This is a genomic window from Ruegeria sp. BHSC276 (assembly GCF_059612945.1).
Window position 1 is genome coordinate 32132 of record NZ_JBXWRP010000010.1, and the last position, 13842, is coordinate 45973.

The window sequence follows — 13842 nt, forward strand, 5'->3', positions numbered from 1 at the left end:
CAGTCACACGGATCACACCGAGTTGGCAGGACCCAGGGACTGCCGTTTGACGATATGCGTGTACAGGTGTTCACCGGCAGCGGGGGCCCTTTTTTCAACCATTTCGATCAATGCCTTGGCGGCCTTTCCACCCATTTCCCGATGCGGCACATGCACGGTCGTCAGCGCCGGGCGCAGGATCCGGGCCAGTTCGATGTCATCGAACCCGGTGATCGAGACATCCTGCGGCACTTTCAACCCCATATCCTGAGCCCTGAGCATGGCGCCAGCGGCCAGAACATCGTTGCCGCACATGACAGCAGTCGGTGGCATGTCTTGCGACATGAGATCCGCGAACGCTTCGGCGCCGTTTTCGATCTCGTACGGGGTCTCGATGACCTGAAGCACCTGCGGGTCAAGCCCGTGCTGCCGAACAGCGTCGCGCACCCCGTCCAGTCGAAGGCGCGCGCGGTCGTTGCCGTGAGTGATGCCGGATATCACCGCAAGCCGAATGTGCCCGAGGTCGAGGACCCTTTTCGCCAGCTCGTACATGGCCGCCCGGTTGTCGAAACCGATGGAGGGCAGACGCCCGTCCGGGGAAAACGACCACGCAACCAGCGCCGGAATATCGCGGCGTTGAAGGAATTCGTAAATGTGCGGCGCCCGGTCGTGACCGATCAGCAGCAGGCCATCGGCGCCGCGGGCGACCAGAGTTCGGATCTGCTCTTCTTCGGTTGCCGGTTTGTAGGCCGAACTTGACACCAGAAGCGTATATCCATGTTGGTGCAGCTCTTCCTGAAAGGCCTGCAGACCGCGCGCAAAGATGGCGTTTTCCATCGTCGGGATGATCGCGCCGATGGTAAACGTGCGCTTGGCCGCCATGACCCGAGCCGCGAAATTCGGTGTATAGCCCAGGGCCTCGATCGCCGACTGCACGCGTTTGCGGGTCGATTCAACCACCCTGTCCGGGGTGTTGATGCAACGCGAAACCGTAGCCGTGGAAACGCCCGCCTTTCTGGCAACGTCATCCAATGTCGGGGCGGCTTTCTGCTTTGGCATTTCCGAACCTGATCTTCGTTTTATTCAATTCTATCCGGTTCCATTTGGGGTTGAAAGTCGAAATGTAAACGCTTGCATTTTTCATGTAAGCGCTTACAAGTGTAGCCAGAGCCGATTCCATTCTAGGTCCCGAACATGTTTCTTGCCGCATCCGCCATCGTCTTCGTCGTCTATTTCGCGAACGTGGCGCTGGGTGCGTTTGCAGGCCGCGCGTTTCTTGGGGATGTGGGTGAGATGTTGGTTCTGTTCGCGGCGTCGATCCTGTTCGTTGTCGCAATTCTGAAAAAAGAGGCCGAACGCGAGGAGAACGGCGGCTGAATTTTTCCAATGGGAGGGCAACCAATGAACAAAGATCAAATGGAACTGGCGTCAGCTGAACGCCGCAATTTCCTGAAACTCAGTGCCAGTGGCGCGTTCACGGCCGCACTGGTGGCGGGCGCAAGCGGCGTGTTGTGGTCATCCGAGGCTGCGGCGCAGACCGCGAAGGAGGAAAAGGAGCGCGAACAAGCTGCCGAGCATGTGATGACGGTGGCCACGGCCTATGTTTTGGGCGCCTCGCGCAGCTATCCGATCATGCAGCTGGATCTGAAGGAGAACATCCAGAACGCAACCAACGGCAAAGTCTATGTCAAGCTGGCCCCGGGCGGGCAGCTGGGCGCGGGCGGCGCGTTGGTGCAGAAGGTGCAGGGCGGAACCATCCAGGCCGCGCAGCATTCGCTGTCGAACTTCGCACCCTTCGCTTCGACCGTGGACCTGATCAACATGCCGTATCTGTGCGGCTCGAATCAGCGGTTCACCAATCTGGTGCATTCCGAAACCTGGAAGAACGAAGTGCACCCCAAGGTCGAGGCCGCAGGCTTCAAGGCGCTGTTCTATGTCGTGATCGACCCGCGCGTTGTGGCTGTACGCCAGGGCGGAAATGCCATCATTACCCCCTCGGACATGAGCGGCGTGAAATTCCGCGTGCCCGGGTCCAAGATGCTGCAGCAGTATTATCGCATGGTCGGTGCCAACCCGACGCCCGTTGCCTGGGGTGAGACCCCCTCGGCCATCAAGCAGGGTGTGGCGGATGCGCTCGACCCGTCGGTCGGTGCGCTCTATGTGTTTGGTTTCAAGGACATTCTGTCTCACGTCACCTTCACCCAGGCGGTGCCGGACAGCCAGGTCTATTCCTGCAACCTGGAATGGTTCAACTCGATGCCGGCCGATGTGCAAGAGGGCATCATGTGGGGCTCGGAGATGACCAGCCATCAGAACCTTGCCAAGGTCCCCTCGGCCCGCGCCTATGCCATGGCCGAGCTGAACAAGGCCGGGGTCGAGTTCCATTCTTTGACCGACGATCAACTGGCCGAGTGGCAGGAGGCCGGCGGTTATCAGCGGTCGGAATGGGACCCCTTCAAGACCGAGTTGGCCGGATCGATGGACGCCTTCGAAAAGCTGGTCGAAGCGGCCGGCACCCAAGGCAAATACTACGTCCACGACGCCTGATACGGACCGGGTGGGCGCCGGACGTGCGCCCGCCTTTTCCAGACCTGCACGGCCTGATCCTTCAGGCCCATCCCCCCAGCCTTGCCGAGGGAAGCGATGTCGTTACTCAAAACCATAGACCGCAACGCCGAACGCTGGCTGCTGCTGGTGTTCTACGTAATGCTCGTCATCACGATGGCGATCGAGGTGCTGCGGCGCGAGATCTTCGCCTATTCCTCGATCTGGGGCGAGGAGATCGTCCGCTATTCCTTCATCTATCTGGCCTGGGTCGGCGCTGCGGCGGCGGTCAAGGAACGCGCCCATATCCGGATCGACGTGATCATGCATTACCTCGGCCCGCGGCCCAAGGCGGTGCTGTATATCTTCGGTGATCTGGTGATGTTCGCGGTGGCGGTCATCGCGCTCTACTGGTCCTACGAGGCGGTGCATGTCTCGGCCAAGTTCGGCTCGGTCACTGACGGGCTGCGGGTGTCGAAGGTTTGGTTCCTAATGGCGGTGCCTATGGGCTTTGCCCTGATGATCTGGCGCCTGATCCAATCGTTGATGAACGACATCAAAAGCCTTCGTGACGGCACGCCCGTCTTCGAAGGCGACAAGCTGTTTGACTGAGGAGAAACCGGATGCTGTGGAGTTCTCTCAACCAAACAGTCGAACTGGGCTGGGATTTCTACCTGCCCGTGATCCTGTTCGTCGGCCTGATCGCGCTGGCGGTTCCGGTCTGGGCCGCGATCGGCTCGGCCGCGATCGTGATGCTGATCATGTCGGGCGACCTGCCGCTGAGCCTTGTGGGCGAAAGCCTGTTCACGGGCATCGACGCCTTTGCGCTGACCGCGGTGCCGCTGTTCATCCTGACCGGTGACGTGCTGGTGCGCACAGGGCTGTCTCGCAAGTTTCTGGACGTGGCCGAGGCGCTGACCTGTTTTGCCAAGGGCGGGTTCGGTTCGGCCACGGTTCTGGTCTGCGGCATGTTCGCAGCCATTTCGGGGTCTGACGCGGCGGGGGCGGCGGCAGTGGGTCGGATGACGATCAACCGACTGGTCGAAAGCGGCTATCCGCGCCCCTATGCCTGTGCGCTGGTGGCGGCGGGGGCCTGTACCGGGATCCTGATCCCGCCCTCGATCGCCTATATCATCATCGGGCTCGTGCTGGGCATCTCGGCCTCGACCCTGTTCCTGGCCGCTCTGATCCCGGGGCTGGCGATCCTGATCTCGATCCTCGTGACCAACATCATCATGAACCGTCTCTATGGCTATGAGGGCGGCGGCATGATGACCATGGGCGAATGGCTGGCCAATCTGGGCAAGGCGCTGAAATCGGGCTGGTATGCCTTCATCGTGCCGGGCATCATCTTCTATGGCATCTTCTCGGGTCGCCTGACCCCGACCGAGGCGGGCGCGACTGCCGTTGTCGTCACCATCATCATGGGGTTCATCCTGCGGACGCTGACGCTGGCGGACTTCCCGTCGATGCTGGTCAGCTCGGCCAAGGTGAACGGGGTGATCCTGCCGATCATCGCTTTCTCGGCCCCGCTCGCCGAGGCGTTGGCGATCATGGGCGTGCCGCAGGGCTTCGTGGCCTCGGTGACCTCGCTGACCGAGGATCCCTTCCTGCTGATCCTGCTGATGATCGGCATTCTGATCGCGGCCGGCTGCGTCATGGAGACGACACCGAACATCGTCATCCTTGCCCCGATCCTGAAACCGCTGGCGGACAATATCGGCATGAACGAGATCCAGTTCTGCATCATGATGATCACCGCACTGGGCGTTGGCTTCATCACGCCGCCGCTGGGGCTGAACCTGTTTGTGGTGTCGGGGATCACGGGTGAATCCATCCTCAAGATCGCAGCCCGCGCCGTGCCCTTTGTGCTGACCATGCTGATCGTCGTCATCCTGATCGCCTACGTTCCGGCGCTGTCGACCACTTTGCTTCCTGAAATCTACCAATAGGATCTTCTGAACATGTCGCGTGAATACCTCAAGAAGGCCACCCTGACCGCACAATCCCACGCGTCCGAGGTGCATGACACGGTCAAGACCATCCTGGCCGACATCGAGGCCGGCGGAGACGCCAAGGCGCTGGAATACGCGGCCAAATTCGACAAGTTCGAGGGCAACGTGCTGATGACGCCCGAGGAAATCGAAGCCGCCTGCGCCCGGGTGCCGGAAAAGCTCAAGGCCGATATCCGCTTTGCCCAGGACAACGTGCGCCGCTTTGCCGAGGCGCAGAAGGCCACCGTGTCGGATGTGCAGCTGGAAATCGTGCCGGGCTTTATCGCGGGTCAAAAGGCCATCCCGGTCGATGCGGCGGGCTGCTATGTGCCCGGCGGGCGGTATAGCCACATCGCCAGCGCCATCATGACCGTGACCACCGCCAAAGTGGCGGGGTGCCGTCACATCACCGCCTGTTCGCCGCCCCGCCCGGGTGAGGGCGTGGCCCCGGCGATCGTCTACGCTGCCCATATCAGCGGCGCTGACAGCATCCTGGCCATGGGGGGCGTGCAAGGTGTGGCCGCCATGACCTATGGCCTGTTCGGGCTGCCGCGCGCCAACATCCTTGTGGGGCCGGGCAACCAGTTCGTGGCCGAGGCCAAGCGCATTCTGTACGGCAAGGTCGGCATCGACATGATCGCCGGCCCGACCGACAGCCTGATCCTGGCGGATGCCACGGCCGATCCCTTCGTCGTGGCCACCGACCTGGTCAGCCAGGCCGAGCATGGCTACAACTCGCCCGTCTGGCTGGTGACCGATGACCGCGATCTGGCGACCCGGGTGATGGATCTGGTTCCGACCCTGATCGCCGATCTGCCCGAGCTGAACCGCGACAACGCCGCCGCCGCCTGGCGCGACTATGCCGAGGTGATCCTGTGCGCGGACCGCGAAGAGATGGCCGCGTGTTCAGACGACTACGCCCCCGAGCATCTGACCGTGCAGGCCGCGGATCTGGATTGGTGGCTGGATCGCCTGACCTGCTATGGCTCGTTGTTCCTGGGCGAAGAAACGACCGTGTCCTATGGCGACAAGGCCACCGGTACGAACCACGTCCTGCCCACCTCGGGCGCGGCCAGCTATACCGGTGGGCTGAGCGTGCACAAATACATGAAAATCGTCACCTGGCAGCGGGCCACGCGCGAGGGCTCGAAACCCATCGCCGAGGCGACCGCGCGGATCTCGCGGCTGGAAGGGATGGAGGGCCACGCCCGCGCCGCCGATGTGCGTCTGGCCAAGTATTTCCCGGACGAAAACTTTGACCTGACCGCAGATGAATGACCCCCGCGACCTGTTCAATCTGACCGGCCGGGTGGCATGCGTCACGGGCGCCAGTTCGGGTCTGGGCCGGCGCGTTGCGCAGGTGCTGGCGGCTGCGGGCGCGCGGGTGGTGGGCGTTGCCCGCCGGGCCGAGGCACTGGCCGAGTTGCAGGCCGAGATCGGTTCAAGCGCTGCGGTGGTCGCAGGTGACGTAGCCGACCGAAGTGGCTTGCCATCGTTAGTCGAACAAATCTCGGCCCCGTTCGGCGCGCCGGATATCGTGGTTCATGCCGCCGGGGTGAACACGCGACAGGCCGCCGATGATGTCACGCCGGAAGGCTGGGACGCGACGCTGGGCCTGAACCTTGGTGCGCCGTTCTTCCTCAGCCAAGCCATGGTGCCCGCGATGAAGGCGCGCGGTTGGGGTCGGATCGTGAATTTCGCCTCGCTGCAGACGACGCGGGCCTTTCCCGGCGGGATCGCCTACGGGGCCAGCAAGGGCGGGATCGCCCAGCTGACCCGCGCCATGGCCGAAGCCTGGTCGCCGCACGGGATCACCGCCAACGCCATCGGCCCGGGCTTCTTTCCGACCGAGCTGACGAAGGCGGTGTTCGATGACACCGCCCGCGCGGCCCGCAACGCGGCGCAGACCTGCATCGGTCGCAATGGCCGCATGGACGACATCGACGGGCCGACCCTTTTTCTGTGCTCGCAGGCATCTGACTACGTCACCGGGCAGATCCTGATGGTTGACGGGGGGTTCACGGCGAAATGAAGGCTCTGGTCTATGAAGGCGTCGAACACCTGACCTACCGTGACGTACCGGACGCTGCGCCGCAACCCGGCGAGCACCTGATCCGGGTCGAGGCCGTCGGGATCTGCGGGTCCGACATGCATGCATATCTGGGCCATGATGCGCGCCGCCCGGCGCCCTTGATTCTGGGGCACGAGGCGGCGGGCACTGTGGTCGGCGGTCCCAAGGACGGAACGCGGGTCACGATCAATCCTCTGGTGACTTGCGGGCAGTGTCCGGCCTGCAAGGCAGAGCGCGAAAACCTGTGCCCCGACCGTCAGATCATCTCGATGCCCCCGCGCGAAGGCGCCTTTGCCCAATATGTTTCGATGCCTTGGGGCAACCTGGTTGAGGTGCCGGATCACGTTCCCTTTGCCAAGGCCGCCCTGGCCGAGCCGCTGGCCGTCAGCTGGCACGCCGCACGCCTCGCGCTCGAGGCGCTGCACCCGGCAATGGAGCGTCGTGCGCTGGTGATCGGGGGTGGGGCGATTGGCCTTGCGGCGGCGCTGGCTTTGCGAGCGATGAATGTCGTGGATGTGACCGTGGTCGAACCCAACGACCTGCGGCGGACGTTCTTGCAAGGGCTGGATTGCGCCAATGTCGTACCCGAAGCGCAAGGCGATTTCCCGATCGTGGTCGACGCCGTGGGCTTTGCCGCCACCCGTGCGTTGGCATCGGAACGGGCCCGACCCGGCGGGGTGATCGCGCATGTGGGCCTGGGCGAGCACACCGGTGGGCTGGACGTGCGGCGCATGACCCTGCAAGAGATCACCTTCATCGGAACCTACACCTATACCGCGCAGGATTTCCGTCAGACCGCCCAGGCCATTTTTGACGGCGCGCTGGGTCCTCTGGACTGGATCGAAGAACGCGATCTGGCCGATGGCGCCCGGGCCTTTGCCCAGCTACGCTCGGGCGAGGTCGCGGTTCCGAAAATCGTGCTGTCCCCGTGGGCCTGACCGCCCGGAATTGGAGGTAACCATGTATAAAAAAATTCTTGTCCCCATGGCGCTTGATCACGGCATTTCGCCGCAAACGCTCGAGATCGCCCGTGCCTTGGGCGGCGGATCCGCCGAGATCGTGGCTCTGCATGTCTATGAGATGCCTCAGGGCTCGGTCAGCGTCTATCTGGACAAGGATGCCGTGGCCGAAGGCTTTGCCCGGGCCCGCGAAGTCCTGATGGAAAAGCTGAAAGGCCTGCCGGATGTAAAGCCCGAACTGGTCAAGGGCCACACCGCGCGCACGATCATCGACTATGCCAATGACCACGGGTTCGATTGCGTCGTCATCGGCTCGCACCGGCCCGGCCTGACCGACTATTTCCTTGGCTCCACCGCGTCGCGCGTGGTGCGGCATGCAAAATGTGCCGTCCACGTCCACCGCAGGGCCTGACCCGTCCATCGCGCCCTCGGCGCCCCAACCCAGGAACAGAAGATTGGACATGAACATAGACAAGAAGATCACCGAAGATCTGGTGGCCAACGACATCTCGTTCGTCACCACGGTGCCGTGCAAGCAACTGGCCGGCGTCATCGCCGAGATCGACGCCCATGACGCCATCTACCACATCCCCTCGAACAAAGAGGACGAGGGCATGGGCCTGTGCGCCGGGGCCTGGATGGGCGGCAAGCGACCCGCGATCATCATGCAGAACACCGCGATCGGGGTCACGATCAACACGTTGGCGACGCTGATCCAGTATTACCGGATGCCGCTGCCGATGCTGATCTCGTATCGGGGCGAACTGCGCGAGCCCATCGCCTGCCAGGTCGAGATGGCCGTTCACACCAAGGCCCTGCTGGCGCAGATGCACATCCCGACCTACCATTTCCACCATCAGGAAGACGTGGCCGAGCTGGATGCGATCCTGAAATACACCTTCATGTGCAACAAGCCCGTCGCGATCCTGACCGACGCCAATTTCTGGGGAGGCTATGGCGACCAATGATCCGTTCTGAAATCCTGAAGGAAATCGCCCCGATCCTGCGTGACCAACTAGTCGTGTGCAACATCGGCATCCCCAGCCAGGAACTGCATGCCATCGACGATCAGCCCACCAATTTCTACATGCTGGGCACGATGGGGCTGGCCTCGAGCATCGGTCTGGGGCTGGCGCTGGCCCAGCCAAAACCGGTGATCGTCATCGACGGCGACGGCTCGATCCTGACCAATCTGGGGACCCTGCCGACTATCGCCAACAACGTGGCCGACAACTATATCCTGCTGATCATCGACAACGGCTCCTACGGCTCGACCGGTGATCAGCCGACCTATGCGGGGCAGAAGACCTCGCTGGCCAAGATGGCCGAAGCGGCGGGCTGCGAGCGCGTGATCGAATGCCAGGCCGAAGAGACCGGCCGCGTGCTGCAAGAGGCGCTGGACGCCCGCCAGATGACCATCATCGTCAGCAAATGTGAAAGCGGAAACGCCAAGATGCCGCCGATCACGATGGACCCGGTCGTCATCCGCGACCGCTTCATGAAGGCCGTTCAGGCCTGATGGGCGCAAGCGCCATCCACAGCGCCGAAGATGCCCGCCGGTTGGCCCGGCGGCGTCTGCCGTGGATGGTGTTCGACTATATCGACGGGGCCGCCGGGTCCGAGGCCGGCGCCCGGCGCACCCGAGCGGCGCTGGACGCGATGACCTTGCGGCCCCGGATCCTGCGCGATGTCAGTACCCGGTCTCTGGCGACCCGCGTGTTCGGGCAACCGGCCGAAAGGCCCTTCGGCATTGCGCCCATGGGCATGTGCAACCTGTCCGCACCGGGCGCCGACCTGATGCTGGCGCGGCTGGCGGCGCAATACCGGGTGCCGTTGGGCGTTTCCACGGTGGCCTCGACACCGATGGAGGTGCTGATCGAAGAGGCCCGGGGCCATGCCTGGTTTCAGCTGTATTTCAGCGGCGATGGCAGCGGCACGTTCAAGCTGGTCGATCGGGCAAAGGCCGCGGGCTACAAGACCCTGATCCTTACGGTTGACGTGCCCGAAGTCGGCCGCCGCCCGCGCGAACTGCGCCACGGCTTCCGCATGCCGTTCCGGATCGGGCCGCGGCAGTTTCTGGATTTCGCGCTGCATCCGCGCTGGTCGATCTCGACCCTGCTGCAGGGCAAGCCGCAGATGGCGAATTTCCTGATGGAGGGGTTCGCGTTCGACCGCACCGAAAGCCGTGCAAAGGCCGATTGGGACACGCTGGCGCGGTTGCGGGACCGGTGGCCGGGCAAGCTGGTGGTCAAGGGCGTACTGGATGTTGAAGACGCGGTTGCGCTGAAGGCTGCCGGTGTCGACGCCATTCAGGTCTCGAGCCACGGCGCCCGTCAGTTGGAGAGCGCGCCCGCGCCGATCTCGGTCCTGCCGCAAATACGGGCGGCGGTCGGCGAAGACTATCCGCTGTTCTACGACAGCGGCCTGCGGTCGGGTGAAGATGCGCTCAAGGCGCTGATGGCTGGTGCCGATTTCCTGTTCCTTGGGCGTGTCCTGCAATTCGCCATCGCGGCGGGCGGCGAGGCCGCCCTGCACCGTTTGTGGGAGGTACTGTCCGAGGAGATGGACATCGCCATGGCCCAGATCGGTGTCACCTCGCTGCGCGGGCTTCGAGGTGGCCGGGGCCAGTGAAAGACCGGCGCGCCGAACGCGCCGGTCGGTCGTCACACGCCGTCAGCCGAAGACGCGACCCAACGCGCCATCCACGGCGTCGGTGATCTGGTCAATGTCGTCTGCCGTTGCGATCAGCGCGGGCGAGAAGCACAGCGTGTTGTTCTTGCCCGGCACCGAGCGGTTGGTGACGCCGATGATCACGCCCTGCGCCATGCAGTCGGCCACGACCGCCTGGGCCAGTTTCTCGTTCACCGGTTCCTTGGTCGCACGATCCGCCACCAGTTCGGCCCCCAGGAACAGGCCCTTGCCGCGCACGTCGCCGATGACCTTGTGCTTGTCCATCAGCGCCCGAAGGTTGCCCATCATGCGATCTCCCATGGCGGCGCAATTGGCCAACAGGTTCTCGTCTTCGATGATGCGCATGTTCTCGATCGCCGCCGCCGGCCCTGCGGTGCAGCCGCCAAAGGTCGAGATGTCGCGGAAGTAGTTCATCGGATCGTCGGCATTGTCCTTGAACATGTTGAACACCTCTTCGGTGGTCACCATGCAGGCAATCGCCGCATAGCCCGAGGCCACGCCTTTGGCCATGGTCACGAAATCGGGTTTCACGCCATATTGCTGGTACCCAAACCAGGTGCCGGTGCGGCCCACGCCGCAGACGACCTCGTCGATATGCAGCAGGATGTCGTATTTCTTGCAGATCTCCTGCACGCGCTGCCAATAGCCCTCGGGCGCTTCGATCACGCCGCCGCCGGCGGTTACCGGCTCAAGGCACAGCGCGCCCACGGTGTCGGGGCCTTCGCGCAGGATTACGGCTTCGATCTGATCGGCGGCCCATTCGCCAAAGTTCTCGTCAGGTGCGCCGTCCAGTTCGTGCTTGCGGTATTCCATGCAGTGCGGAACGCGTACGAAATCTGGCGCGAAGGGGCCGTATTGCGCATTGCGCTCGTCCTGGCCGCCCGCCGACATCGCGGCCAAGGTCGAGCCGTGATAGTCGCGGTCGCGATACAGGATCTTGGTCTTCTTGCCGCCGTATTTCTTGTGGGCGATCTGACGGACCATCTTGAACGCCTTCTCGTTCGCCTCGCTGCCCGAGTTCGTGTAGTAGACCCGGCTCATGCCCGGCATCTTCTCGATCAGCTTTTCGGCAAAGATCGCGCCAGGGATCGAGCCCGCCGACTGGGCGAAATAGCACAGCTTCATCAACTGGTCGTAGACGGCCTTGCAGATGGATTCGCGGCCATAGCCCACATTCACCGTCCAGACGCCGCCCGAGACGGCATCCAGGTGTTCCTTGCCCTTTTGATCCCAGACGCGCATGCCCTTGCCTTCGACGATAATGCGCGGATCGTTCGTCTCAAACGGCTTGTGCTGGATCAGGTGGTGCCAGATATGGGCGCGGTCGGCCTCGACCACGCGGGAAAGATCGTTTTCGTTGAACGTGCCGTCCATGACATGTCCTTTCACTAAGATGCGACGCGCAGGAATCACGAGACCCGGCGGGCGCGGATGAACCAGATACCGCAGATCAGCCCGAAAGCCCGGTACGCAGTAGGGCCAGATTACCCGATCGCGTAGCTCCAGTATATTCGCCACACGTAGTTTTACGGGTTTGTTTTGCGGCAACCTTTGTGCTCAATACGAAAAATCCGACGATTTGGGGAGGAGAGGCGGATGGCGACCCACAACATCTATCAGCGCGATCTGGACAAGTGCCCGGCCAATTTCACGGCCCTGTCCCCGCTCAGCTATATCGAGCGGACGGCAGCCGTTTACCCTGACTATCCGGCCGTGGTTTATGGCGACCGACGCTACAGCTGGGCGCAGACCTATGCGCGTTGCCGCCGGTTGGCCAGCGCGCTGGCCGCGCGTGGGGTGGGCACGGGCGATACGGTATCGATCATCGCCGCCAACATCCCCGAAATGTACGAGGCCCATTTCGGCGTGCCAATGGCAGGCGCGGTGTTGAACGCGATCAACACAAGGCTGGACGCACCGATCATCGCCTTCATCCTGAACCACGCCGAATCCAAGGTGCTGCTGGTCGATCCCGAATTCTCGGGCGTGGTGAAGCAGGCGCTGGAGCAGGTTGATCACGACATTCTGGTCATCGATATCGAGGATCCGAGTTTCGATGGTGGTGAAAAACTGGGCGCGCTGACCTATGACGCCCTACTGGCCGAGGGCGACTCAGAATTCGACTGGTCGCTGCCGCAGGACGAGTGGGACGCTATCACGCTGAACTATACCTCGGGCACCACTGGCAACCCCAAGGGTGTCGTCTATCACCACCGTGGCGCGGCGCTGAACGCTACCTCGAACATCCTGACCTGGGGCATGCCGCAGCATTCGGTCTATCTGTGGACGCTGCCGATGTTCCACTGCAACGGCTGGTGTTTCCCCTGGACCATGGCCGCGAATGCGGGCACGTCCGTGTGCCTACGTGCCGTGCGGGATGAGCCGATCTACAAGGCCTTCCGGGACGAGAAGGTCACGCACTTCTGCGGCGCGCCCATCGTTCTGAACATGCTGGCCAACGCGCCCGATCACCTCAAGGACTTCGATCATGAGATCAAGGTGATGACCGCAGGCGCCCCGCCCCCCGCCGCGGTGATCGCCGCGATGGAGGGGATGGGCATCGAGGTCACCCATGTCTATGGCCTGACCGAAACCTACGGGCCGTCGGTCGTCTGCGCGTGGAAGGACGAATGGAATGACAAGCCCGCCGAAGAACGGGCCGCGCTCAAGGTGCGGCAGGGGGTGAAATACGTCGCCCTGTCCGGGCTGATGGTGGCCGATCCGGAAACGCTCGAACCGGTGCCGGCCGATGGCGAGACCATGGGCGAGATCTTCATGCAGGGCAACATCGTGATGAAAGGATATCTCAAGAACCCCGAGGCCACGCAGAAAGCGTTCCGCGGCGGCTGGTTCGCCTCGGGCGATCTGGGGGTGATGCATCCCGACGGCTATATCGCGCTGAAGGACCGGTCAAAGGACATCATCATTTCGGGGGGCGAAAACATCTCGTCGGTCGAGGTCGAGGATATCCTCTACAAGCACCCCGCCGTGATGGAGGCCGCCGTGGTCGCCAAACCGGACGAGAAATGGGGCGAGACGCCTTGCGCTTTTGTCGAACTGAAGCCGGACGCCGAGGCGACCGAGGCCGATCTGATCGCGTTTTGCCGCGACCACATGGCCCATTTCAAGGCACCCAAGACGGTGGTGTTCGGCGCCTTGCCAAAGACCTCGACCGGCAAGATCCAGAAATTCAAGCTCAGGGAACAGGCGCGGGCGCTGGGCTAGGCGCCCAGCCGGTCAAAGATCGACAGGTCGAGGTCCAGCATCTTGCCCATCCAGATCGCCCGATCGCGGTGGTCGGGCAGGTGCTCGCCGGTTTCGGGGTGGGTGAACACGGTCAGCCCCTGCCGGTTCAGCATCAGCCACGGGATCACCTTGTCGAAGGAATCGGCGGCAAAGCTCAACTGGCAGCTCCAGCGCGGGTGGGGGCCGACATTGCGGCTGTGCATGTGGCCCATCTGGGCGGGGAACAGGCGTGCAGCCTCCTCGCAGACACGGCGGGCGGTGTCCTGCGTTTCGGCGTCGAAATAGACATGGGCGTGATAGCCGGTGATCTGTGGCATCGGGGGTCTCGTGCGGTGATTTCCGGCATAAGGCTAGGCCT

General features: G+C 63.1%; 15 protein-coding genes. 12 read left to right on the plus strand and 3 right to left on the minus strand.

Annotation, left to right across the window (positions count from 1 at the left end; translation table 11 throughout):
• Positions 1 to 12 precede the first annotated feature (12 nt).
• Positions 13 to 1038 (minus strand): LacI family DNA-binding transcriptional regulator, encoded by a 1026-nt coding sequence (locus tag AC2FMD_RS15835; RefSeq protein ID WP_496742023.1) that lies wholly within the window; start codon positions 1036 to 1038, stop codon positions 13 to 15.
• 135 nt (positions 1039 to 1173) lie between these two features.
• Here AC2FMD_RS15835 and AC2FMD_RS15840 point away from each other — a divergent pair, with 135 nt between their 5' ends.
• From AC2FMD_RS15840 to AC2FMD_RS15890, 11 genes are all read left to right on the plus strand, one after another.
• Positions 1174 to 1356, plus strand: a complete 183-nt coding sequence (locus AC2FMD_RS15840; protein ID WP_170365134.1) for a hypothetical protein — start codon at positions 1174 to 1176, stop codon at positions 1354 to 1356.
• Between the two features lie 24 nt (positions 1357 to 1380).
• On the plus strand, positions 1381 to 2526 hold the full coding sequence (locus AC2FMD_RS15845) for a TRAP transporter substrate-binding protein (protein ID WP_496742021.1): 1146 nt from the start codon (positions 1381 to 1383) through the stop codon (positions 2524 to 2526).
• A gap of 96 nt (positions 2527 to 2622) precedes the next feature.
• Positions 2623 to 3135, plus strand: a complete 513-nt coding sequence (locus AC2FMD_RS15850; protein WP_496679409.1) for a TRAP transporter small permease — start codon at positions 2623 to 2625, stop codon at positions 3133 to 3135.
• Between the two features lie 11 nt (positions 3136 to 3146).
• On the plus strand, positions 3147 to 4475 hold the full coding sequence (locus AC2FMD_RS15855; protein ID WP_496679407.1) for a TRAP transporter large permease: 1329 nt from the start codon (positions 3147 to 3149) through the stop codon (positions 4473 to 4475).
• A gap of 12 nt (positions 4476 to 4487) precedes the next feature.
• Positions 4488 to 5795 (plus strand): histidinol dehydrogenase, encoded by a 1308-nt coding sequence (hisD, locus tag AC2FMD_RS15860; protein WP_496688714.1) that lies wholly within the window; start codon positions 4488 to 4490, stop codon positions 5793 to 5795.
• Entirely contained in the window at positions 5788 to 6549 is a 762-nt protein-coding gene (locus AC2FMD_RS15865; protein ID WP_496742019.1) for an SDR family NAD(P)-dependent oxidoreductase, read from the plus strand. Before hisD ends, AC2FMD_RS15865 begins: the two co-directional genes overlap by 8 nt.
• Entirely contained in the window at positions 6546 to 7526 is a 981-nt protein-coding gene (locus tag AC2FMD_RS15870; RefSeq protein ID WP_496742017.1) for a zinc-dependent alcohol dehydrogenase, read from the plus strand. Before AC2FMD_RS15865 ends, AC2FMD_RS15870 begins: the two co-directional genes overlap by 4 nt.
• A 22-nt stretch (positions 7527 to 7548) precedes the next feature.
• Positions 7549 to 7959 (plus strand): universal stress protein, encoded by a 411-nt coding sequence (locus AC2FMD_RS15875; RefSeq protein ID WP_149776325.1) that lies wholly within the window; start codon positions 7549 to 7551, stop codon positions 7957 to 7959.
• A 49-nt stretch (positions 7960 to 8008) separates the two neighbouring features.
• On the plus strand, positions 8009 to 8515 hold the full coding sequence (gene comD, locus AC2FMD_RS15880; protein WP_496679396.1) for a sulfopyruvate decarboxylase subunit alpha: 507 nt from the start codon (positions 8009 to 8011) through the stop codon (positions 8513 to 8515).
• Positions 8512 to 9066, plus strand: coding sequence for a sulfopyruvate decarboxylase subunit beta (gene comE, locus AC2FMD_RS15885; RefSeq protein ID WP_005981189.1), 555 nt, complete (start codon positions 8512 to 8514; stop codon positions 9064 to 9066). The genes comD and comE overlap by 4 nt, the downstream gene beginning before the upstream one ends.
• Positions 9066 to 10178, plus strand: a complete 1113-nt coding sequence (locus AC2FMD_RS15890; protein ID WP_496795237.1) for an alpha-hydroxy acid oxidase — start codon at positions 9066 to 9068, stop codon at positions 10176 to 10178. Before comE ends, AC2FMD_RS15890 begins: the two co-directional genes overlap by 1 nt.
• Before the next feature lie 42 nt (positions 10179 to 10220).
• Here the strand turns inward: AC2FMD_RS15890 and AC2FMD_RS15895 are convergent, their stop codons facing one another.
• On the minus strand, positions 10221 to 11612 hold the full coding sequence (locus tag AC2FMD_RS15895) for an aminotransferase family protein (RefSeq protein ID WP_496795238.1): 1392 nt from the start codon (positions 11610 to 11612) through the stop codon (positions 10221 to 10223).
• A 222-nt stretch (positions 11613 to 11834) separates the two neighbouring features.
• On the opposite strand from AC2FMD_RS15895, the gene AC2FMD_RS15900 reads away from it, so the two are divergent.
• Positions 11835 to 13463, plus strand: coding sequence for an acyl-CoA synthetase (locus AC2FMD_RS15900; RefSeq protein WP_496795239.1), 1629 nt, complete (start codon positions 11835 to 11837; stop codon positions 13461 to 13463).
• On the opposite strand, the gene AC2FMD_RS15905 is transcribed toward AC2FMD_RS15900, so the two are convergent.
• Positions 13460 to 13801, minus strand: coding sequence for a DOPA 4,5-dioxygenase family protein (locus tag AC2FMD_RS15905; RefSeq protein ID WP_496742011.1), 342 nt, complete (start codon positions 13799 to 13801; stop codon positions 13460 to 13462). The two genes, AC2FMD_RS15900 and AC2FMD_RS15905, sit on opposite strands and share 4 nt — an antisense overlap.
• Positions 13802 to 13842 lie beyond the last annotated feature (41 nt).

Coding starts and splice junctions, on each gene's coding strand:
- AC2FMD_RS15865 (WP_496742019.1), top strand. CDS start 5,788: ATGAATGACCCCCGCGACCTGTTCAATCTGACCGGCCGGGTGGCATGC.
- comD (WP_496679396.1), top strand. CDS start 8,009: ATGAACATAGACAAGAAGATCACCGAAGATCTGGTGGCCAACGACATC.
- AC2FMD_RS15835 (WP_496742023.1), bottom strand. CDS start 1,038: ATGCCAAAGCAGAAAGCCGCCCCGACATTGGATGACGTTGCCAGAAAG.
- AC2FMD_RS15870 (WP_496742017.1), top strand. CDS start 6,546: ATGAAGGCTCTGGTCTATGAAGGCGTCGAACACCTGACCTACCGTGAC.
- AC2FMD_RS15845 (WP_496742021.1), top strand. CDS start 1,381: ATGAACAAAGATCAAATGGAACTGGCGTCAGCTGAACGCCGCAATTTC.
- AC2FMD_RS15905 (WP_496742011.1), bottom strand. CDS start 13,801: ATGCCACAGATCACCGGCTATCACGCCCATGTCTATTTCGACGCCGAA.
- AC2FMD_RS15855 (WP_496679407.1), top strand. CDS start 3,147: ATGCTGTGGAGTTCTCTCAACCAAACAGTCGAACTGGGCTGGGATTTC.
- hisD (WP_496688714.1), top strand. CDS start 4,488: ATGTCGCGTGAATACCTCAAGAAGGCCACCCTGACCGCACAATCCCAC.
- AC2FMD_RS15895 (WP_496795238.1), bottom strand. CDS start 11,612: ATGGACGGCACGTTCAACGAAAACGATCTTTCCCGCGTGGTCGAGGCC.
- comE (WP_005981189.1), top strand. CDS start 8,512: ATGATCCGTTCTGAAATCCTGAAGGAAATCGCCCCGATCCTGCGTGAC.
- AC2FMD_RS15890 (WP_496795237.1), top strand. CDS start 9,066: ATGGGCGCAAGCGCCATCCACAGCGCCGAAGATGCCCGCCGGTTGGCC.
- AC2FMD_RS15840 (WP_170365134.1), top strand. CDS start 1,174: ATGTTTCTTGCCGCATCCGCCATCGTCTTCGTCGTCTATTTCGCGAAC.
- AC2FMD_RS15875 (WP_149776325.1), top strand. CDS start 7,549: ATGTATAAAAAAATTCTTGTCCCCATGGCGCTTGATCACGGCATTTCG.
- AC2FMD_RS15900 (WP_496795239.1), top strand. CDS start 11,835: ATGGCGACCCACAACATCTATCAGCGCGATCTGGACAAGTGCCCGGCC.
- AC2FMD_RS15850 (WP_496679409.1), top strand. CDS start 2,623: ATGTCGTTACTCAAAACCATAGACCGCAACGCCGAACGCTGGCTGCTG.